Genomic DNA, 21,480 nt, shown 5'->3' with positions numbered 1-21,480 from the left:
TATGGGTGCACATCACGATCACCACGGACATGACCACCATCATCACCATACGACGAACCAACGGGCATTATTCTGGTCGTTCGTCCTGATTGCGACGTTCATGGTCGTCGAGGTCATCGGCGGATTATGGACGAACAGTTTGGCGCTCTTGTCGGATGCAGGCCACATGCTCAGTGACGCAGCCGCGCTCGGTCTTAGTTTTCTCGCCGTGCGGTTCGGGGAACGGCAGGCGACGCCGGAGCGCACGTTCGGCTATCGGCGGTTCGAGATTTTGGCGGCATTCGTCAACGGATTGACGCTACTCGTCATATCCATCTACATTATCATCGAGGCGTATCAGCGCTTGTTCGCCCCACCTGAGATTTTGAGCGGGGGCATGCTCACGGTCGCCATCATCGGGCTGCTCGTCAACGTACTCGCGGCCTGGCTGCTCATGAGGGGTGAACGTGACAACTTGAACGTCCGCAGTGCACTGTTGCACGTGTTCGGCGATTTGCTCGGCTCGGTCGGTGCCATCACGGCGGCCGTATTGATCATGGCGTTCGGATGGACACTTGCCGACCCGATCGCGAGTCTGTTCGTCGCTGTCCTGATTTTGTTGAGCGGCTACCGCGTGACGCGGGAGGCGATCCATATTTTGATGGAAGGGACACCCGACCAAATCGACGTCGTGGCGATGCAACGTGAACTCGGTGGCGTCGATGGCGTCAAAGAAGTCCATGACTTACATGTCTGGTCAATCTCATCGAACGAACTCGCCGTCACGTGCCACGTCTTGATCGGGGCAGACACGGACGACCAGCGCGTCTTGCGTGAGGTGACGAAACGAATCCGACAGTTCGCCACGTTCGAGCGTTCGACCGTTCAAATCGAACGGGAAGCACAATGTTGCGAAGAACGGACGATCTGGTAAATAAACAAGCGGTCCCTGACAAGAGTCGGGGACCGCTTTCGTTATGGTTTCAAGACGACTTTGACACAGTCGTCCAAATGATCATTGAACATCTTGTACGCATCAGCTGCCTGCTCGAGCGGCAGACGGTGCGTGATGATATCGGTCGGGTCGAACTTCTTGTCGACGATCATTTGGAACAGCTCGGGCATATAGTGAATGACCGGCGCTTGTCCCGTCCGAATGCTGACGTTTCGGGTAAAGAAATCACCGAGCGGGAACTGGTTGTAGTTCATCGCGTAAATCCCTGTCAATTGTACGGTACCGAACTTACGCACCGCTTCTTTCGCGACTTTGATGGCGCTGAGGGTTCCTCCTTGGACCATCAACTTTTGTTCGACTTTCTCAATCGGTGATTTTTTTCCGTCGAATCCGACACAATCGATGACCACGTCAGCCCCGCCGTTTGTAATTTCATAAATATACTTGCCAGTATCGATCGGGTCTTTCATCAACACGGTCTCGACATTGTTAGAGAGTTTAGCCCGGTTCAACCGGTAGATTTCCGGGTCGACGGCGATGACGCGTTTCGCACCACGCACCCAGGCGAGCTTTTGCGTCATCAGACCGACCGGCCCCGATCCGAGGATGACGACCGTGTCTCCCGCTTTCATACCGGCATTCTCTAGACTCCACCATGCTGTCGGAATAACGTCCGACAAGAACAAGAGTGCCTCGTCGTCTAGTTCACATGACTCTGGGATAACAAGCGGCATGAAGTTTCCATATGGCACTTTTAAGTACTCGGCCTGGCCCCCTGGATGGTTCCCGAACTGCTCCGTGAAACCGAAGTAGCCGCCTGCATCGGTATGAGGAGCATGGTTCGAGTTATCGCATTGGCTCTCCATTTCATGTTCACAGTAGTAACAGTGACCGCAAGAAACGTTGAATGGTAAGACGACACGGTCACCTTTCTTCACTTTCGTCACATCGGGACCGACCTCTTCGACAATTCCCATCGGCTCGTGACCGATCACATAGCCGTGACGGGTCGGCATATTTCCTTGGTAAATATGCAAATCCGATCCGCAAATGGCCGTTGACGTAATTTTGACGATAATCTCTTCTCGGTTCTCAATCTCCGGATCTTTCACATCCTTGACTTCGATGTTCTTCGCTCCTTGATAGGTAACAGCACGCATATGTCCACTTCCTCCCTTTTTTAGAAAAACAGGTAAGTCACAACATGGATACTATACCCGTACAGCATGCATGCGAATCCGATTTTGAGGAAAATAGGAAAAGGGGCTCACTGGGAAGCCCCTTTCCCGATGACGTCGATGACGACAATCTCCGGTGGATTGAACACACGCGGTACACTGACGCTATAGTTGAAGCCGCGACCGATGACGTGGGTGAACGTCTCGTGCTTATATAGACCGCCGGCATACTTCGGGAAGAAGCCTTGGTCCGGCGCATACAGCCCGTTCAATAAATAGGGAATTCGGACTTGTCCGCCGTGGGCATGACCTGAAAGAACAAGGTCAAACGGCAAGCTGGCATATGTGTCGACTTGTTCGGCCCGGTGTGACAGTAGCAGGCTGAACAATGTCTCGGTGTCGACATCGCCGAGCGAGGTCAAGGCAGTCTCTTCCCAGCTGGCATAAATGTTTTCATTGTACGTCCGGAGCGGGTCTTCAAGGCCGCCGACAAGGATGTCGACACCGTTGACGTTGACCGAGCTCGTCTCGTTCTCAAGCACCATCACGCCGTAGGAACGAAACACATCCTTGACGTCGTGGCGGACGAAATCATCCGAGCCGTCGATCTCGTGGTTTCCGGTCACAAAGTACATCGGCGCGATCCCTTGTAGCCCCTCGATCAATTCGAACGAGGCGTCAGGGGAACGGAAGCGGTCGAGGATATCGCCGGGAAGGGCGATTAAATCCGGTTCCTGTTCTCGCACTTTGTCGATTAAGACGCGTTGGTCGTCGCCGTACGAGTAGCCATGCAAATCGGACAATAGGACGACCCGAAATGATTGACCCGCCTCGAGCTTGTCGGATTCGACCGCATAATTGCGGACGGTCAGGCCGTTATAGAAGGCGGCGAGTAGAAACGCGACCCCGAGGCCGATCGTTACATATTTACGTTTGCCTTTGAACATCGTCCGCCTCCTCTCATGTCTATCGTTCTTTCATTCTACTCTGTCGTTCAGCAGGACGCAAAAAAAGCCCGCTCGGAAGCGGGCCATCGAATTATGCTGCTTTAGCAGTCAACTTGACGTCGACGTTGCCGCGTGTCGCTTTCGAATACGGGCAGACTTGGTGTGCCGCCTCGACGAGACGTTCCGCCGTCGCTTGGTCGACACCTTTAATCTCGACTTCGAGTTCGACTGAGATGAAGAAGCCTTCATCGTTTTGGTTGAGCGTGACATGACCAGTTACGCTCGTGCCGTCTGTCTTGACGCGTTCTTTGCCGATGACGAGGTTCAAGGCGCTACCGAAACATGCCGCGTAACCGGCTGCGAAAAGTTGTTCCGGGTTCGTCGCTTCCTCAGCGTTTTTAGAACCAGGCATAGAGACGTTCAAGTCGATGACTCCGTCAGTCGATGTCACGCGACCTTCGCGGCCACCGACTGCAGTTGCTGAAGCTGTGAATAAGGATTTCATGATTCAATTCCTCCATTTCATTTTTAGACGATTAAGTTGTGCACAATCTAATTATAGAGCAGTCAAATAGATACGCAAATGATATGCTTGTCTTAATACCATAGCCGGAGGAAATCCTATGAAAAGTTCGTTAACATTAGAGCAACAGATCTGTTTTCAGCTCTATACCGCTTCAAAAGAGCTTACAAGATTATATCGCCCGATTTTGGCACCGCTAAACCTGACATATAGCCAGTATTTGGTCATGCTCGTCTTGTGGGAAGAGGACAATATTGACATGAAGCAGCTAGGCGACCGACTGACCCTCGATTCAGGGACGTTGTCACCGCTCGTCAAGCGGCTGATGCAACTCGATTACGTTGAAAAAATCCGGGCGACCGATGACGAGCGCCGAGTTGTCCTGTCCCTCACGCCTGTCGGGAGCGCACTGCGTGAGCAGGCCGAGGAGGTTCCACTCAAAGTGAGTGGTATGCTGAATATAGATGAAGCGACGTATGTCGCCTATATGGAGATGCTCATCGATATTAAGGCACGGTTGCGTGACTTCAGGGAGCGAGAAGGTTAGATGTTCGAAAGGAGACGCTATGTTTCGTAAACTAGTGATTTTATTGCTCGCAATCGGCATGTATGCGGCCTGGAAGTTTGAAGTGCCGAACGTGTCGGCGCCGACGAGCGTGCAAGTGAAGTCGACGGAAGTGGTGGACGAACAACAGGTACGTTCGACCGACGCGCCGCGATTTACGAGCCAATATGCCGGGCATGACTGGTACTTGCTCGAGAAGAACGGGGACCGTAGCCTCGAGTTGATCGACGGTGACGGTTCGAAGCAAGGCCATTATCAGTTCGAGACGGGGAGCATCTTTGAAGGGCTCATTGTGGGCGAGACGACGCGACAACAAGTCGAGCAAATCGGTTTTGATGAGGTCAAATCGTACAACAAAGGGTTGAAGCGCTACTTGATTCCGGACGATCCGTCGTTCGACGTATACGCGATTGATGACGACTATGTGACGCTCTTCTTCGATCAACACGACGGGGACACATTGAAGGCGGTACTCACCGTCGACCGGGATGTCGAGGAGTCGAGCGACGGCTATTACGGCGACGTGTCGGAAGACAATCTCGTCGCGAACGAGCAGTTGATGCGGATGCTCATGAATTGGGACCGTCAGAAGTTCGGATTATCGGCGCTCGCCGATTACGAACCGCTGCTCCCGGTCGTGCGCGCCCATAGTGAGAACATGGCGCAAAACAACTTTTTCAGCCATACCGATCCCGAGGGCCGTGACCCGTTCGAGCGGATGAACGAGGCTGGGATCGCCTACTCGCTTGCCGGAGAGAACTTGGCGATGGGGCAGATGAGCGTCTTCCACGCCCACTGGGGACTGATGAATTCGCTCGGCCACCGGGAGAACATCTTGAAAGATGGCTTCACGCACGTGTCGGTCGGTCTCGTCTATAATGAAGAGTCGAGCCCGTTCTATACGATTAATTTCATCACCCCACGCTAAAAAAACGGCCTGCCTGATTTCGGCGGCCGTCTTTTTGCTTATAACAGGCGTTTGACCGCCGACTCGATCTCGTCAGGAGTCGTCTGCGGCGAGAACCGTTCGATGACGTTTCCGTTGCGGTCGACGAGGAACTTTGTGAAGTTCCATTTGATTGTCTTCGAGCCGAGGAGGCCCGGTGCTTCTTTCGATAAGTATTGGAAGAGCGGGTGGGCGTCTTTCCCGTTCACGTCGACTTTGGCGAACATCGGGAACGTCACGCCATAATTCAATTGACAGAACTCGCTGATTTCCTCGTTCGACCCCGGGTCTTGATGGCCGAACTGGTTGCACGGGAAGCCGAGGATATGGAAACCTTGTCCTTGGTAGCGCTCATATAATTTCTCGAGCCCGTCGAGCTGTGGGGTGAAGCCGCACTTGCTCGCCGTATTGACAATCAACAGGACGTCCCCTTCGTATTTCGACAGCGGTTGGAGCTTGCCGCTCATGTCGGCCGCTTCATATTGATAAATCATATTGTTTCCCCCTTTTTTTTATCATTATACCAAGCAAAAATTCAAGGTACGACTTTGAACCGGTCGTCCGCAATCAAATTGTCACGAAACGATGAAATCGTTGTTACAATGAAACATGATGGACGGCGTATAATGAAACTCGTTGTAGAAAGGAACGGTGTCATGTACATACTGAAAAATGAATTTGTATGGATCAGTTTGATCCTGATTGGCTTATTCTTCTCAAGCGCGACCCCATACTCGGATCAGAGCATCGTCTCACCGCTCGAACGCATCGATTGGACGTGGGCCGAACCGGCGCTGTCGACCGTCGACTTCGAGTACGCGGGGAGCCCAGTGTCGCTCGAGGCGAAAGGAAGCGCCGGGTTGATTGAGTTTTTGATTCGTAAAGCGGCGCACTTCACCGTCTTCTTTGCACTCGGGGCACTTCTTGTCAAAGCGGTGGCGCGGACGCGACTCCATGCCGGGCTGACGCTCTTATTCGCCTGGGCACTCGCGAACACGGTCGCCATTTTCGATGAGTACCATCAAAGTTTGACGCCCGAGCGGACGCCGCTCATCCAGGATATCCTGCTCGATAGTTTCGGGGCGGCCTGTGGCGCGCTTCTCCTCGGCGGCTATTATTTTTGGAGACACCGCCGGACAAACCGTTCTCGTTCAGGCTATGTTTCCATGAGGTGATAAAAAAATGATACAGGTGGTTATCTGAAAAGCGCTTTCAAGAAGTGCTTTTCTTTTTGTTTATAACGTTTTTGTGACAAGGGTAAATGAGAAATCCCTTTATACCCCGATTTTTAAACGTATAAAACCTAAATCGAGTCAATGTAATGCGAATGAAATATAAGTGTAAAATAACTTTAGGTTTAGATTGCTATAATGAGTCTCAGAGCGATACGAACATTCGCCTTATAACTTATACAAAATTTGATCTATTTCATATAGAAATTCACAGGACTCAGCGGAGGGAAGCACATTGGTTAACTTGAAGAAACTTGCAGCAACCGTCACTTTAGGAGCTCTTCTCATTAGCGGCACGGCACCTGGCTATGCAGCGTCACTTACAGACAAGCAAAAAAAGGTGCAACAGCAACAACAACAAAATAACAGTGCACAAAGCAAAGCGAACGCTTCGATCCAAAAACGTGAACAGGCGATCAGCAAAGAGCAGCAAGCCATCAACAAGTTAGATGCTGAACTCCAAGACGTCATCAACGACGTCGCCCAAAAGAAGGCTGAGATTCGTGCGACACAACAAAAAATTGCGGCCCTTCAAGAGCAAATCAAAAAATACGAAGCGAAGATGAAGGCACAAGAAGAGTTGATGAAAGAGCGCATGGCGACGATGCAGAAAAACGGCGGCGGCTCGATTGACTGGGCAGAGTTCATCTTCGGCTCGAAAGATTTCGGTGACTTGCTCACACGCATGATCACAGCTGGTACAATCCAAGAGAACGATAAACAAATCTTTGAAGAATACCAAGCGACGAAAGAAAAATTGGCGAAAGCGCAAGCTGAATTGAAAGCCGAGCGCGATGCTCTCGTGAAACAAAAAGAAGAACGCGAACAACGTCAAAAGACGCTCAACAAGAAAATGAAAGAGCGCGCAGCGAAAATCAAGAAACTCAACGCTGAGAAAGTGAAGTTCGAATCAAAATTGATGAGCCTCCAAGAGATGGAGTCAACACTCAAGTCACAAGAGAAAGCGATCAAGGCTGAAATCGAGGCACAGCGTCGTGCGGCCGAGGAAGCGAAACGTGCGGCGGCAGCTGCGGCAGCGGCTGCGAAGAAACAACAGAGTTCAAACTCGAATGCAGTCAGCACGCCGACAGCATCGGCGGTAGCCTCAGTACCAGCAAGCGGCGGCATGTTCCAACGCCCGGCGAACGGTCGTCTTTCACAAGGTTGGGGCGCGGCGAGCGGTGCGAACGGCTACTCGTTCCACAACGGACTTGATATCGCGGGACCAGTCGGAACGCCGATCAATGCGTCACAAACAGGTACGGTCACGACAGCTGGATGGGGTGGGGCCTACGGCAACCACGTCATCATCACGCATGTGTTGAACGGGCAGGTCTGGACGACAGTGTACGCACACATGAGCTCGGTATCGGTATCAGCCGGTCAACGTGTGACACAAGGCCAAAACATCGGCGCGATGGGTAGCACAGGGAACTCGACTGGCTCACACTTGCACTTTGAGATTCACCGTGGCGGCTACTCGTACTCGTCTTCGAGCGCGGGCAACACGGTCAACCCAGCTTCATTCTTCTAAACGTATAGTAAAAGTGATCGACGAACGCGTCGATCACTTTTTTGTTGCCTTATACGCGATCAAGGTCAGCAGGGCGGCACCGATGACGCTCAGCCAGAGCGTATCCCAGTTCGGGTCGTTAACCATGCTTCTTCCACCGAGGACCACCATATAACTGAGCACGGCGAGCGTGACGACTGTCAAGGCGGTCATCCGGACCCGGCGCGGGATGCGGAGCCACCAACCGAATAATCTGTTCATCAAAAATCGCCTCCCCCTACAGTATAGGGGAGACGCATCAAATCAGCTAGGCAATCGAATCCACGCCGAGGTGAAGATTTTCTGATAGCCGACTTCTTTATAAATCTTGTTCGATGTCGGGTTGCTCAAATCCGTATAGAGCGTACAATATTGTTTCGACGTCAAGAGCTCCCGGCTCAGCTCGGCGACAAGCGAGCGTGCATAGCCGCGCTTGCGCAACGCTTTTGGCGTGTAGACGAACGAGACGGTGACGCCGTTTGCGGTCTCACGCGATTTCTTCGCACATGAAACGACCTTGCCGTCGACTTCCCAGACGTACACTTCTTGATTCTCGAGCATCGTCGCGATCTTTTGTTTCGCTTCCTTCTTCGACGAGACCCGCAAACCAGTTTCCTTTTCAAACGCGTTATACGCCTTCACGAGGAACGTCTCATCTTCCTCGGTGGCACGTCGCATCGACCCTTCCGACAGCGGGATGTCGTTGACGTGATCAAGACGATACAGGCCTTGCTCCATGAAGACTTTCGGCTCTCGCGCCGTCAAGATGTACCAGAGCGTGTAGAAGTTCATTGCTGAATCAGCTTGCGAGACGACCTCGGTGAAGGGAATATCCCCGTTCAACAGTTCAGGCACGAGCAGACGAAGGACGTCATTCTCTCGCTCAAGATTCACGAGCACATAATTGAGCGGATGAGGCGGCGTCACTTGCAGGATCGCGAGCACATCACCGTCATCTTCGACGGTCAGTTGATGATACGACTCGTATCGGTCTTGCTTGATTGCATCGAGCACACCGATCATCAAGCTGTTCTCGGCCTCATGTTCGAGCAGGTAGGGCATGACGCGTTCTTCAAATCCGGACAGGTCGTTCCAACGAATCAGTTCCATCTAAACACCCTTTCAGCGTATGTATACAAAACGGGCAAACCTGATGGCTTGCCCGTTTTTTTCATTCTATCAAATTAGAGACGAGATGACGCGATTTCCTCGCGCGCTTTTGCGTCATCCAAAATTTTTGTATTGCGTTTAAAGTAATGAACGATTTTAGCGATGGCCCCGTCTCCAGTGACGTTCGTCGCCGTACCGAAGCTATCTTGTGCCAAGTAGAGCGCGATGACAAGACTGAGCATCGTTTCGCTGAATCCGAGAATCGAACCGAACAAACCGAGCGAGGCCATGACGGCTCCTCCTGGTACGCCTGGTGCTGCGATCATCGTGACGCCGAGGGCGAGGATGAACGGGAGCACGATCGCGAACGACATCGGCATGCCGTTCAAGTACATGAGGGCGACACCGACCGATGTAAGCGTGATCGTCGACCCTGACAAGTGGATTGTTGCACAGAGCGGGACGACGAAGTTGGCGACGCCTTCGTCTGTGTTGTTCGCTTTCGCTTGACGAAGCGTGACCGGGATTGTCGCCGCTGACGACTGTGTCCCGATGGCTGTGAAGTAAGCCGGCATCATCGTCTTCAAGAGACGGAACGGGTTCTCTTTGTTGAGACCCCCTGCGATCGAGTATTGAATCAAGAGCATCGTCAAATGAAGGACGATGATCGTGACGAAGACGAGCGAGAACACCGAAAGAATCTCGGCGACTTGTCCGGCGTACGTCATGTTCATGAAAATTCCGGCGATATGAATCGGTAATAGTGGAATGATGACTTTGCTGATCAGTAGTTCAATGATATCGCGGAAATCCATAGCTAGGTCGAGCGAGCGCTTGCTTTCGATGGCGGCAATCCCGATGCCGATGACGAAGGCGAGAATGAGCGCCGTCATGACGCCGAATACCGGTGGGATCTCAAACTCCATGAAGCTTTTCAAAAGAGCCTCTTCCGGGTTTTCAGCAGATGTCGTGCTGCGTGACAAGATTTGAGGGAACAGGTTGCTTGTCGTGAAGTAAGCGAGCGTTCCGGCAATGATTGTAGACAAATAAGCGATGGCCGCTGTCAAACCGACCAATTTCCCAGCGCCTTTTCCGAGTTCCCCGATTCCTGGAATGATGAAAGCGAGAATGATGAGCGGGATGGCGAAGCCTAGGAATTGTCCAAAGACGGTGTTGAACGTGACGAACGTCCGGACAATCCAGTTCTGGCTTTCTGGTACGATGCTACCGAGTAAAATCCCGAATGCGATAGCGATGATGATGCGACCTAGAAGGCCAATACGTAATTTCAAAAAAATCATCCTCTCTAAATGTTTGAATTGTTGCTATTTTCGCACATTTCATGCGGTGTCGCCACCATATCTTTCATTTTTCAATAAAGATTGACGTTTGACAACTTTGAAATAGGGTATCACAAAATGTTAGTGCGGAAAAGAGAGGGACCTTCTTCTTTTCCTAATATACAAACGATGTTATGATTAATTTGGAATAGATGTAAAGGAGGGGTGACGCGTGCAGGTACAACGAACAACAATTCATATCGCGGGTCAAGACTATACGATCGTCAGCGAAGAGCCGGCCGATCATGTGAGGGAAGTGGGCTTTTTGGTCGATAGCAAAATCCGTGAAATTCGTGAACAGTCCCCTCATCTAGACGCTCGACAGGCAGCGGTTCTCGCGGCTATCCAAATCGCGAGCGATCACGTCAAAACTAAACGAAATTCGGGAGAATAAATCACTTTATGGTTACTCTACTTATATTATTTTTCTTGTTCATCGGAATCATCAACGGGTTCCGCCGCGGTGCGATTTTGCAGCTCGGCCATTGGGTCGCGCTCATCATCAGCTTCCTCGTCGCCAATGCGTACTACCGTGATCTTGCCGAAGCGTTCAAGCTTTGGATTCCATATCCGTCGCAACTCGACGGATCATTACCGGAAGGCGTCATCGATTTAAACGCGTTGACTGGCCTTGAGATGACGTTCTATAACGTCTTTTGGTTCGTCGTCTTGTTCGTCATCACGAAACTCGTCTTGCATCTCATCTTGTCGATGCTCGACTTCGTGACGGACTTGCCGATTTTGCGCCAATTAAAAGGTGTCATCGGGGCCGTCCTCGGATTCTTCGAGGCATACGTGATCACGTTCTTCATTTTGTGGGTCATCGCGTTCGTACCGATGGCAAGCGTCCAAAGTGCGGTCGACAACTCGTCGCTCGCCACGTACATCATTCAAGACACGCCATACCTCTCAGAATGGTTCTCGAATAAGATGTTGTAACACGACAGGCCGGAATGCAAGCTAGTGCTTGTGTCTCGGCCTTTTCTGTATGGAAAAGGGGGAATTGCAATGAATAAAGTTGAAGCGATGATGCTGTTAGAAAAGATTGCGCAGTATATGGAGATTAAAGGGGAGAACCCGTTCAAAATCAACGCCTTCCGGAAAGCCGCGACGGCGCTCGAGAACACGGAGCTCGAACTTGAGGATATCGAGGATTTGACGACGATCTCCGGCATTGGCAAAGGGACGGCCGCCGTCCTCGAAGAATGGCGGGACACGGGGCGGAGCGAAGTGCTCGAGTCACTTCAAGAAGAGATTCCATACGGTCTGATGAAATTGCTCAAAATCCAAGGGCTCGGCGGTAAGAAGCTCGCCAAGCTCCGTGAAGTCGGCGTCATCGATCTCGAGACGCTCATTACGGTGTTAGAAGACGGCACGGCCGCGAGCCTGCCGGGATTCGGCGCCAAGAGCGTCGAGAAGTTGCTCACGGCGGCACGGAACCTCGAGTCACGTCCGGAGCGTCTCGCCTACGCCATGATGCGTCCGGTCGTCGAAGAGATTGACGCGGTGCTCGAAGCCGAGCCGCTCGTCTTGCGCCATTCGGTCGGCGGCAGTTTCCGCCGTGCCGAGGAGACGTGTAAAGACCTCGACTTCATCATCGCGACCGAAGAGCCTGTCGCGCTCCGTGACAAGCTGCTCGCCCTCCCGTTCATCAACGAGGTGATCGCGGCCGGCGAGACGAAAGTGTCGCTCGTCCTTGAGCGCGAGGAGATGGTGTCGGTCGACTTCCGCATGGTCGAACCGGGTGCCTTCGCCGCGACGCTCCATCACTTCACCGGCTCGAAAGACCATAACGTCCGGATGCGCCAGCTCGCCAAGGCGAAGGGTGAGTCGATCTCCGAGTACGGTGTCGAGACGGCGGACGGACTCTGGCAACCGGAGACGGAAGCCGAGCTGTTCGCACGCTACGGGCTGCCGTTCATCCCGCCGGAGCTCCGGGCAGGCAACCTCGAGTTCGAGCACGACATCTCGAAGCTCGTCACGCTCGCCGACATCAAGGCCGACGCGCATATGCACACGGTCTGGTCGGACGGGAAGTTGACGGTCGACGAGCTCGTCGCGGCGATGAAAGCGCGCGGCTATGAGTGGATCGCCATCACCGACCACGGCAAATACATGTCGTTCGTCAACGGCTTGACCGAGGAACGGCTCGAGGCGCAAGGGGAAGAGATTCTCGCTGCCGCCAAGAAGCACGATATGCACGTCCTCCGCGGCGTCGAGATGGATATCCGCCCGGACGGGACGCTTGACTATGAGCCCGAGTTCTTGGCGACGCTCGATTACGTCGTCGCCTCGATTCACTCGAAGATGGACCAATCCGTCGACGAGATCATGGCTCGGCTCGAGAACGCCTGCCGCTCGCCGTATGTCAACGTCATCGCCCATCCGACCGGCCGTCTCATCGGCCGCCGTGACGGGTATCCGATTGACGAGGAGCGCTTGATCGCCCTCGCCAAAGAGACGGGGACGGCGCTCGAGTTGAACGCGAACCCGAACCGGCTCGACTTGACGGCCTCGACGCTGAAGAAAGCGAAGGCGGCCGGCGTCAAACTGATGATCAACACCGACACGCACCACCCTGATATGATGGAAGATATGGCACTCGGCGTCCTGCACGCCCGGAAAGCCTATCTCGAACCGTCAGACATCATCAACTGCCTCTCGTTCGAGGACGCCAAGGCGTTCATCGACGCGAAGCGACAGAAAGGAACATGCTAGATGGATCACGCGTTACGCGTTTTAGAATATGAAAAACTCCGCCAGCAGCTCGCCGCCCATGCCGCGAGCTCGCTCGGCAAAGAACGGGCGCTCAACATGCAGCCCGACTATACGTACGACCGGGTATTGTCGAACTTGAACGTCACCCGTGAGGCGACCGAGGTCGTAAGGCTCCGGGACCGTCTCCCGCTCGGTGGATTGACCGACGTCCGCAGTGAAGTGAAACGGGCCGCCATCGGCTCGGTGCTCTCGACGAGCGAACTGCTCGCCGTCGCCGCCGTCATGTACAGCGGCCGCCAAGTGAAGAACTTTTTCGAGAAGCTGCACGAGGACAATGAAGACCTCCGCATTCCGCGCCTCGACGAGTATGCCGAGCGTTTGACGAAGCTGATCGAGGTCGAACAGACGATCCGTCACGCCATCGACGACCAAGGCACGGTCCAAGACTCGGCGAGCGACCGGCTCCGTGGCCTCCGGACCCAGCTCCGTAGCTTTGAAGGGAGCGTCCGTTCACGGATCGACAACATCCTCCGTAACAATGCGAAGATGTTGTCGGACGCCATCGTCACAATCCGGAACGACCGCTACGTCGTTCCGGTCAAGATGGAGTATCGCCAAGCGTTCGGCGGGATCGTCCACGACCAATCGGCATCGGGTCAGACGCTCTTCATCGAGCCACAGGCAATCGTGTCGATCAACAACGAGATTCAAGAAGTCCGCTTGAAAGAGCGCGCCGAGATCGACCGTATCTTGAGCGAACTGTCGAACCTCGTCGGCGGTGTTGCCGATTCGGTCGTGACAAATCTCGACGTGCTCGCCACGCTCGACTTCGTGTTCGCGAAAGTCGCCTACGGCCATCAGCTCAAAGCGACGGAGCCGAAACTGAACGACGAACGCGAGATCAAATTGAAACAGGCGCGTCACCCGTTCATCCCGCAAGATGAGGTCGTACCGATCACGGTCGAGCTCGGTGAGGCGTTCACGTCGCTCGTCATCACCGGACCGAACACCGGCGGTAAGACGGTGACGCTCAAGACGCTCGGATTGCTCCAACTGATGGTGCAGTCAGGTCTGTACGTACCGGCCGAGTTTGGGACGGAGCTGTCCGTCTTTGACGCCATCTATGCCGATATCGGCGACGAGCAGTCAATCGAGCAGAGCTTGTCGACGTTCAGCTCGCACATGACGAACATTGTCAGCATGCTCGACAAGATCGACTTCATGTCACTCGTCCTGTTCGATGAGCTCGGTGCCGGGACCGACCCGCAAGAAGGGGCGGCCCTTGCCATCGCTATCCTCGACGAAGTGAAACGGCGCGGCGCCCGCGTGGCGGCGACGACGCACTACTCGGAACTGAAGGCTTATGCTTACAATCGCGAAGGCGTCATGAACGCCTCGATGGAGTTTGATATCGAATCACTCAGCCCGACGTACCGCCTGTTGATTGGCGTACCGGGTCGTTCGAACGCGTTCGAGATCAGCCGACGCCTCGGGTTATCGGAACAAGTCATCGACAAGGCACGGAGCCATGTCGGCACCGACGCCGAATCGGTCGAATCGATGATCAATGAGCTCGAGGCGGCCAAGCAACGTGCCGAACAGCTCGAGAAAGAATTGATTGTCAAACGCCACGACCTTGAAGAAGAGCAAGCGGCGTTCGAAGCGAAGCTGACCGATTTTGAGCGCGAACGCGACACGATGTACGGCGAAGCCGAGGCCCGTGCCGAGAAGGCCGTCGAACAGGCGAAACGCCAGGCGAACGAAGTCATCGACCGCTTGAAGAAGCTACGCGCAGAAGGGATCGTCAAAGAGCACGAGATCATCGCCGCGAAGAAACAGCTCGAATCGGCGAAACCGACGCTCCAAGAGAAAAAGATCCAAAAAGTGAAACAAAAAGCGCAACAGAAACGTACGTTCAGTAAAGGCGAAGAAGTGAAAGTGACGACGTTCAACCAAAAGGGCTATATCGTGAAGCAACTCAGCGACAACGAGTACAACGTCCAAGTCGGGATCATGAAAGTGAACGTCAAAGCGGACGACCTTCAGAAGATCGGCCCATCGAAAGAGCAGTCGCTCCAGTCGAAAGGCAGCTCGCTCAAGCGTCAGAGCTCGACGAAGTCGGAGCTCGACTTGCGCGGCGTCCGGGTCGAAGAAGGGCTTTCCCGCCTCGACAAATATATCGACGAGGCGCTCGTGTCCGGGTATGACAACGTCCGTATCATCCATGGTCTCGGGACCGGTGCGATGCGACAGGCGACACAAGAGTACCTAAAAGGACATCGTCACGTGAAGAGTCAGCGCCCCGGTGGGATGGGGGAAGGCGGACTCGGAGTCACGGTCGTCGAACTGAAGTGAGGGGAACATGGTAATGGGGAATGTGAACGTGAACGTCTTGCTTGAGTCGCTCGGCCTGTATACGATTGCCGGGCTCATGATTGTCGTCGGTCTCGCCATCTTCGAGGTGACGACGCCGTACAGCAATTGGCGCGAGGTTCAGAAGGGCAATATCGCCGTCGCACTCGCGACCGGCGGAAAAATCGTCGGTCTCGCCAATATCTTCCGCGTCGTCGAGAGCCATCACGACCAAACGATGGACGTGTTGGTCGGAGGGAGCTTCGGCTTCGTCCTTCTCTTGACGACGTATTGGTTATTCGAATTTTTGACGCCGTCGCTCAACGTGAACGAGGAGATCGGGAAAGGGAACATCGCCGTCGGCCTGATGGCGTTCCTGCTGTCGATTGGGGTCTCGCTCGTCGTCGGCGCGGCGTTGGTGAGGTGAAGACATGGTATATGAGAGACTAGCGAAGATTCTCTTCATCGGGGCCGGCCTGTTTTTAGTGGCAGCGGCACTGTGGTTTATCTTTTATTAAAGGAAGGCGACGTTTTCGGACGTCGCTTTTTTTGAAAGGGGGAGACAAGTGTGGCAATCGATTTGAACTTTTTGATGACGACGGAAGACTATGTGCTCGAGACGGAGTCGTTCCAGATGAAGGGCGTCACCTATTATCCACTCGAGTGGACGTTTTTCGGGGCAAGTGACCCGACGATGCTCTTGACGTGGGACGCGGAACGCGACCGCATCAGGATCCGTTTCGAGCAATATGCAGTGTTTCTTGGGACAATCGAGGACCATAGCATACATGAAGAAGGGTTACGTAATGCTTACCCAATCGTGAAACTGAAGACGTCCCATTTCACACGATTCGCCGCAGAGAACATGGGGACAGAACGTGTCAACACGTACCGAGGCGAACTATCCCACTATGTGATTCGGACGTTTGAACAAGAGTTTCACGTCTTGGCGTACGAAGAGCCGACCGTGCTCGACTTGGGGAAAGCCGGGGATACAGGGGTTGCAGTCGAAACCATAAATGAAGTTTCGTAAGAAAGCCTAACAGTTGCGAAGGAGGATCGATGATGAAGAAGTTACTCTTATCCGTCGCTCTGTTCGCAGGAGCAATGCTTGCTTTAACCGGTTGCGGAGGAACGGACACGGTTGAAACGATTGACGACAGACCCGTTATTCATTTCGATGCCGGTTCAATCATTTCGTCAGCACGCGACCATCAAATCAAGATGCTCACGTTATCGAGCATTCCGAGAGATGACGTCAACGTTCCCGGAGCGGTAGAAGAATTGCAAGGCATGCAAGCGGACAATGACATGTATTTAGCCGAACTGGAGGGCTTGCAACATAAAGTTTCTGCTGCCGATGAGTATAAAGACCTCGTTGTCGAATATTTAGAAGCGGAAAACGCGTATATCGATCAAACCATCGAGAACGTGCACGCGGGGAGTATAAGTCTCCCTAGCCGATTTTCGATGGACACGCTTTACTCGCGAACAAACGCAAAAGTGTCAGACTTTCGATATGAGCCAAAATGATGTAAACGCAAAGGAGCGCCATCCCAGGAAGGGACGACGCTCCATTTTTGATTTACGGTACTTCAATTTTAACCGTGTACACTTTCGGCATGGCGCCGCTGGAAGCATACAAGACGAGCGTTTTCTCTTTCTCTGGAACGAGGAAGACTAAATCAATTTCGGATTTCTCGCCTGCGAAATAACGAAAACCGTTTTTGAACGCTTTTTTATTGTGGTTGACCATATCGATTGGACTATATTTTTTCCCGTCTGGCGTGTACATGCGGAACCCGTTCGGTCGATAGTCCATAGTGCCGCCATATCCATCATCCTCATGAAAGAGAGAGAGGGGCAGACTGACGAATCGTTTTCCAGCTTCCGGTTCGGTCCCATCCGGTGAGGCGTAGACAGGTTCCCCGACTTGGAATTCACGTTTCTTCATTTGTGGATCCCCGATAAACGTTTGAAACGTACCGAGGTTCATGATTTTTTGAAGATCATCTTCTTTTGGTGTGGTAGCTTTGGCTTCTTTCGGTTTATCCGCTTTTAAATCAGCTTGTTTCGCACCAGTCGTCTGTGCGGTCGGAGCTGGTGTCGTCTTCGCTTCTTCCGTCACCGGTTTGACTTCTGGTGACGTGAAGACGAACAAGCTGATGATGCCGACGACGAGTGCCGTCGCGGTCGTCCCGAGGACGAAACGGAATCGTTTTTCGACTTTCTTCTGGTTGACGACGTGCCCCCCAATCGCTTCCGCCGGCGTGATCCGGACTGCGCGTTCGGCAGGCAACAAGGCTCCGAGGACACCGGTGACGACCGGAATGAGGATGGTCGCGAACAGGAACGGTAACTCGGACGTCGGGAACTTCTGATACATGATGGTGACGATGATGATGGTGACCGTCACGCCAAGCAGTCCGGCGAAGAACCCGGTCAACGCGCCTTCCGTCAAGACGAGCCGACGGATGGACGTGTTCTGCCAACCGAGCGCTTTCAAGACGGCGAGCTGCGGCTTGCGCTCTGAGACGTTTTGCCACATGATTTCAGTCGTCGTCAGCATCGCGATGAGCAAGGCGACACCCATGGCGACGTAATGCATCGTGCCGACCTCAAGGGCGACGAACTCACCGATCCATGTCGTATACAAGACGCCTTGAAGGCGGAACGTGACGAACAGGAAGAAGCCGAACAGGCTCGTCGGTAAGGCGATGGCGAGAATCGACAACGTCGTCCGTGGCCAATACGTCACGAGCTGGTTCAAGCTCATGCCGACGCTCGATCGGGAGCGGAGCAGGCGGCGTCCTTTCGACACCTCACCTGACTGCATCGTCTCATACGGCTTGATGCGTCGGACGAGTCGAATCGGGATGAGCGTCCCGAGCCAATAAATCAACAGACCGGCTAGTCCGATTAACAGGATGCGGGCAATCGACGTCGAGCCGGCTGCCGTCCACAGGAATGTCCCGAGAATCATCCATGAGATGAGCGCGACCATCGAACCGAGAATCGTCGCTTCGAGGAACAACAGTTTCGACAGCTGGCTCGGGCGCCATCCGAGCGATAGCAAGATGGCGAATTCTTTCTTCCGGGCGTACAGCATGATGATGTTCGAGCTGAACACGTACAGCATCGCGACGAGGATGACGCTCGAGACGACACCGGAGAAGCCGAGTTTCGCTTCTTGGAAAATCGTGATCGATGACCCGAGTTTGATCCACGGCTGTTGAATCCAGCCGAGGGCGCTCTCGCCTTTGAGTCCTGGGAGATACGTGACGGCATATTGCGGAGACGAGCCGAGCGTGACGTCCGTGATGAGACCGGTCTGATCCTCAATCTCTTTAGCGACCGCTTGCAGTTTCGCTTCACTCTCTTCGTTTAAGACATCGACGCCTTTCACGTTGACGCGAATCGCCGAGATGGCTTTGTCGCCGGCGATGGCGAACGCGGCATCGAGTGTCGTCAACATCGAAGGTGGTTTCGTGAGGAAGCTATACGGGTTGTTCGTCGGCTTGACCGTCGTCGGTGGGTTGACCGGTTTGTCCTTCGAGTTTATGACCCAATCGGCACTCGCCGGGAAATACGTCTCCATCGGAAGTTCCGTCAGCGGGTCTTTCGACAATTTCAGTTTCGACGGGTCGAACAAGCCGATGTAGTTATATTTTACCTTCGGTGCATCGTTAAGGTCTTCCGCGTATTTATTTGACTTGCGATACATACTTTCTTGGCCGTAAGCCACTTGACCCTCAGCGAGGAACGGTTTGATTTGATACGAGTACGGCCAACGTTTCGGGAACGGGCTCGTCACGCCTTCATATACGAGAGGTGAAGCCTTCTCGGCAAGCCAAGTATAGTCAACTGTGACACGAGGGTCTTGCGGTTGTGGTGTCCCTTCTAAAATGTGTTTCGTGATATTGTCATGCATTTGTTGCGCTGTAAAGTCGTATGAGGCGACCTCCGTCCCTTTCAAGCTATCGAGGTATTCATCTTTTCCTTGATCGAGATACGTTTTGATAAACGCCTCTTGATCGCTTGTATCGACATCCACTTCTTCAATCGTGTAGTTGATTGAGGCATCGACGTAGTCTTTTGAACTCATCAAAATCGGAATCGTCGTGATGTCTTCATCGTAAGGCTCTGGGACATCCTCATCATTGAAATAACGACTGAACTCTGTTGCTTGTACGGCATCGTCTAAGGCGACGAGTTTAGCTTCGGCGACCGGGTCAATCCCAGCCAACATGACATCGCTCCCGTAAGAGAGGGGAAACTCTTCGTACAGGGCGGTCGGACCGATTCCGATGTGGGTCGAATCACCGTTCGGCATCCAGCAGACCCAAAAGTAGGCTTTCAGATCTTGGAAGTCATTGATTTTTTCAATGCCCGTATCGATGAGTGTATTCATCTTGAGTCGATAAAGATCCGCTTTATCAAACGTATGCGTATGCGTGAACGAACTAGAATAAGTCGACCCAATCATCGCGATCGGTGCAGCGACATCGACGTCGGCAATCTGTTGAATCGTCTCGTATTGCTCGCGCGTGATGCCGCCCTCAAGCCCGCTCATATAGTTCGGTTCGAGCAGGTTCAAGTCCTCGGTCACACTGCGGCTGCCTTCCGGTCGGACGACGATATGGTATGACGAATCCCACCGTTTCTGGAGCTCGTTGACGACCGTGCCGTTGTTCGCCTGGGTCACCCCGAGTAGATAGCTGAGCCCGGTACTGACGATGAGCATCCCGACCATGAGCAGGATGAACCGTTCCTTATTCCGCCACCATGAGTTCCAGATGAACTTAAGCATGATGGACGTCGCTCATGGCGACGACCTGCCCGTCGCGCATCTCAATTTTTCGGTTCGCCCGATCGGCGAGCTCAGGGTCGTGGGTGACGAACAAGACGCCGCAGCCGTTGTCCCGGTTCAGACGCGTCAATAAGTCGAAGATGATATCGCCCGTATGCGTGTCGAGGTTCCCGGTCGGCTCATCCGCGAGCAACCACTTCGGACGGTGGATGAGGGCGCGGGCGACGGCGACACGTTGTTGCTGACCACCGGATAGCTGCGACGGCAGCGAGTTCGCCTTGTCGCTCAGTCCGACTTCTTTCAACAATTCGAGTGCCCGTTGTTCGCCGTCGTAGTCGACTTTCCGCCCGAATAGGGGTGCCATGACGTTCTCGAGCGCCGTCAACGTCGGGATCAGATGGAACTGTTGGAAGATGAAACCGATGTTGTCGAAGCGGAAGTCGGCGAGCTGTTTTGCGGACAAGGTTGAGATGGGTTCGCCGTTAAATAAGAGTGTGCCATCGGTTGGACGGTCGAGTGTGCCAATCAAGCTGAGTAGTGTCGATTTGCCTGAACCGGATGGACCGATAATCGAGATGAAATCGCCGTGGGTGAAGTGAAGGTTCACATCGTCGAGCGCTAGCGTCGCGATGTCGCCGTTATCAAAGCGTTTCGTCAGGTGTTTGCATTCAAAATCATAGGCCATTGTAAGCTTCCTCTCTTGGTGGGATAAGATAGTCAATATTAAATATGTAAGAACACGTAATTTTCTGACTATTTATCATAGTGTAAAGGAAAAAGTTTCCTGCTGATAGTCGGATAAATTTTCGTCTTGGTTTTGAGAGGAGTATGGGACGGAATGGGGAAAAGAGTTATGAGCGTGTTGAATCGAGTGAAAGGGAGTGGAAACAATGAAACAGTTCGAGATCGAGTTCCATATGATCAACGATGAGGTGTTGACGCAAGTGGTGGAAGCGGAGAGTCGCTATGCGGCGCTGGAATCGATTTATCAGTCGTTTCGTCACGCGACGGACGGGTTCGTCCAGTTCGAGGACGAGTGGATTATCTTCCTCGACCATGTCGTGTATGTGAAGGCGTTTGAGATTGTGGACTGAAAAGTTGAAATGTAATATGAAATAAATTGAATTTATAATTATAACGTAGATTGACTCTAGACTTCGATGACAATACCTTAAAACAGAAAAAAGAACAAATGTAGCATTATTACCACTTAAAATCCGATTTTTGTTGACGAAGAAAAATATGGTAAAATTTAAAAGCTGTCTCTTATACA

General features: G+C 53.1%; 22 protein-coding genes. 13 read left to right on the top strand and 9 right to left on the bottom strand.

All coding sequences use genetic code 11. From position 1 onward, the window contains the following. Position 1 precedes the first annotated feature (1 nt). Entirely contained in the window at positions 2-913 is a 912-nt protein-coding gene (locus tag DPV68_RS06310; RefSeq protein WP_114165943.1) for a cation diffusion facilitator family transporter, read from the top strand. A gap of 41 nt (positions 914-954) precedes the next feature. On the opposite strand, the gene DPV68_RS06305 is transcribed toward DPV68_RS06310, so the two are convergent. The 3 genes from DPV68_RS06305 to DPV68_RS06295 all read right to left on the bottom strand — a co-directional run bounded on the left by DPV68_RS06305 (position 955) and on the right by DPV68_RS06295 (position 3,564). Beyond that, positions 955-2,094 (bottom strand): zinc-dependent alcohol dehydrogenase, encoded by a 1,140-nt coding sequence (locus tag DPV68_RS06305; RefSeq protein WP_114165942.1) that lies wholly within the window; start codon positions 2,092-2,094, stop codon positions 955-957. A 107-nt stretch (positions 2,095-2,201) separates the two neighbouring features. Then, positions 2,202-3,059, bottom strand: coding sequence for a metallophosphoesterase (locus DPV68_RS06300; protein WP_114165941.1), 858 nt, complete (start codon positions 3,057-3,059; stop codon positions 2,202-2,204). Between the two features lie 91 nt (positions 3,060-3,150). Beyond that, a complete protein-coding gene (locus tag DPV68_RS06295) occupies positions 3,151-3,564 on the bottom strand; it encodes an organic hydroperoxide resistance protein (protein ID WP_198662261.1) in 414 nt (137 codons plus the stop codon). Positions 3,565-3,682: 118 nt separating this feature from the next. On the opposite strand from DPV68_RS06295, the gene DPV68_RS06290 reads away from it, so the two are divergent. Next, on the top strand, positions 3,683-4,129 hold the full coding sequence (locus tag DPV68_RS06290) for a MarR family winged helix-turn-helix transcriptional regulator (RefSeq protein ID WP_114165939.1): 447 nt from the start codon (positions 3,683-3,685) through the stop codon (positions 4,127-4,129). A gap of 19 nt (positions 4,130-4,148) precedes the next feature. Next, on the top strand, positions 4,149-5,075 hold the full coding sequence (locus tag DPV68_RS06285; RefSeq protein ID WP_114165938.1) for a CAP domain-containing protein: 927 nt from the start codon (positions 4,149-4,151) through the stop codon (positions 5,073-5,075). 38 nt (positions 5,076-5,113) lie between these two features. Here DPV68_RS06285 and DPV68_RS06280 read toward each other — a convergent pair whose 3' ends face one another. After that, positions 5,114-5,587, bottom strand: coding sequence for a glutathione peroxidase (locus DPV68_RS06280; RefSeq protein WP_114165937.1), 474 nt, complete (start codon positions 5,585-5,587; stop codon positions 5,114-5,116). A 162-nt stretch (positions 5,588-5,749) separates the two neighbouring features. Here DPV68_RS06280 and DPV68_RS06275 point away from each other — a divergent pair, with 162 nt between their 5' ends. Further along, entirely contained in the window at positions 5,750-6,268 is a 519-nt protein-coding gene (locus tag DPV68_RS06275; protein ID WP_114165936.1) for a VanZ family protein, read from the top strand. Between the two features lie 292 nt (positions 6,269-6,560). Next, a complete protein-coding gene (locus tag DPV68_RS06270; protein WP_114165935.1) occupies positions 6,561-7,859 on the top strand; it encodes a murein hydrolase activator EnvC family protein in 1,299 nt (432 codons plus the stop codon). Between the two features lie 33 nt (positions 7,860-7,892). On the opposite strand, the gene DPV68_RS06265 is transcribed toward DPV68_RS06270, so the two are convergent. The 3 genes from DPV68_RS06265 to DPV68_RS06255 form a co-directional block, all read right to left on the bottom strand. After that, positions 7,893-8,099: a hypothetical protein gene (locus DPV68_RS06265; protein WP_114165934.1), complete on the bottom strand. Its 207-nt coding sequence runs from the start codon at positions 8,097-8,099 to the stop codon at positions 7,893-7,895. Positions 8,100-8,141: 42 nt separating this feature from the next. Next, complete coding sequence (locus tag DPV68_RS06260; protein ID WP_114165933.1) at positions 8,142-8,987, bottom strand: GNAT family N-acetyltransferase; 846 nt, start codon at positions 8,985-8,987, stop codon at positions 8,142-8,144. A 74-nt stretch (positions 8,988-9,061) separates the two neighbouring features. Then, positions 9,062-10,288, bottom strand: a complete 1,227-nt coding sequence (locus DPV68_RS06255) for a dicarboxylate/amino acid:cation symporter (protein ID WP_114165932.1) — start codon at positions 10,286-10,288, stop codon at positions 9,062-9,064. Between the two features lie 211 nt (positions 10,289-10,499). On the opposite strand from DPV68_RS06255, the gene zapA reads away from it, so the two are divergent. The 7 genes from zapA (at position 10,500) to DPV68_RS06220 (ending at position 16,930) form a co-directional block, all read left to right on the top strand. Further along, positions 10,500-10,721, top strand: a complete 222-nt coding sequence (gene zapA, locus DPV68_RS06250) for a cell division protein ZapA (protein ID WP_114165931.1) — start codon at positions 10,500-10,502, stop codon at positions 10,719-10,721. 8 nt (positions 10,722-10,729) lie between these two features. Further along, positions 10,730-11,266, top strand: coding sequence for a CvpA family protein (locus DPV68_RS06245; RefSeq protein WP_114165930.1), 537 nt, complete (start codon positions 10,730-10,732; stop codon positions 11,264-11,266). 63 nt (positions 11,267-11,329) lie between these two features. After that, complete coding sequence (gene polX / locus DPV68_RS06240) at positions 11,330-13,045, top strand: DNA polymerase/3'-5' exonuclease PolX (RefSeq protein WP_114165954.1); 1,716 nt, start codon at positions 11,330-11,332, stop codon at positions 13,043-13,045. Further along, positions 13,046-15,400, top strand: a complete 2,355-nt coding sequence (locus DPV68_RS06235) for an endonuclease MutS2 (protein WP_114165929.1) — start codon at positions 13,046-13,048, stop codon at positions 15,398-15,400. 7 nt (positions 15,401-15,407) lie between these two features. Beyond that, a complete protein-coding gene (locus DPV68_RS06230) occupies positions 15,408-15,824 on the top strand; it encodes a DUF350 domain-containing protein (protein WP_114165928.1) in 417 nt (138 codons plus the stop codon). 141 nt (positions 15,825-15,965) lie between these two features. Further along, on the top strand, positions 15,966-16,430 hold the full coding sequence (locus tag DPV68_RS06225) for a hypothetical protein (RefSeq protein WP_114165927.1): 465 nt from the start codon (positions 15,966-15,968) through the stop codon (positions 16,428-16,430). Between the two features lie 32 nt (positions 16,431-16,462). Then, positions 16,463-16,930: a hypothetical protein gene (locus DPV68_RS06220; protein ID WP_114165926.1), complete on the top strand. Its 468-nt coding sequence runs from the start codon at positions 16,463-16,465 to the stop codon at positions 16,928-16,930. Between the two features lie 52 nt (positions 16,931-16,982). Here DPV68_RS06220 and DPV68_RS06215 read toward each other — a convergent pair whose 3' ends face one another. Continuing rightward, positions 16,983-20,207 carry an ABC transporter permease gene (locus tag DPV68_RS06215; RefSeq protein ID WP_114165925.1) on the bottom strand — a complete coding sequence of 1,075 codons (3,225 nt, stop codon included), beginning with the start codon at positions 20,205-20,207 and terminating at the stop codon, positions 16,983-16,985. Continuing rightward, positions 20,200-20,892, bottom strand: coding sequence for an ABC transporter ATP-binding protein (locus tag DPV68_RS06210; protein WP_021066794.1), 693 nt, complete (start codon positions 20,890-20,892; stop codon positions 20,200-20,202). Before DPV68_RS06210 ends, DPV68_RS06215 begins: the two co-directional genes overlap by 8 nt. 205 nt (positions 20,893-21,097) lie before the next feature. Between DPV68_RS06210 and DPV68_RS06205 the strand changes: the two genes are divergently transcribed. After that, complete coding sequence (locus DPV68_RS06205; protein ID WP_114165924.1) at positions 21,098-21,301, top strand: hypothetical protein; 204 nt, start codon at positions 21,098-21,100, stop codon at positions 21,299-21,301. Positions 21,302-21,480 lie beyond the last annotated feature (179 nt).

Source organism: Exiguobacterium sp. TNDT2, from assembly GCF_003331145.1.
Taxonomy (GTDB): domain Bacteria; phylum Bacillota; class Bacilli; order Exiguobacteriales; family Exiguobacteriaceae; genus Exiguobacterium.
Note: the sequence above shows the minus strand (reverse complement) of the source record. Positions and strands in the feature narration are given on the sequence as shown.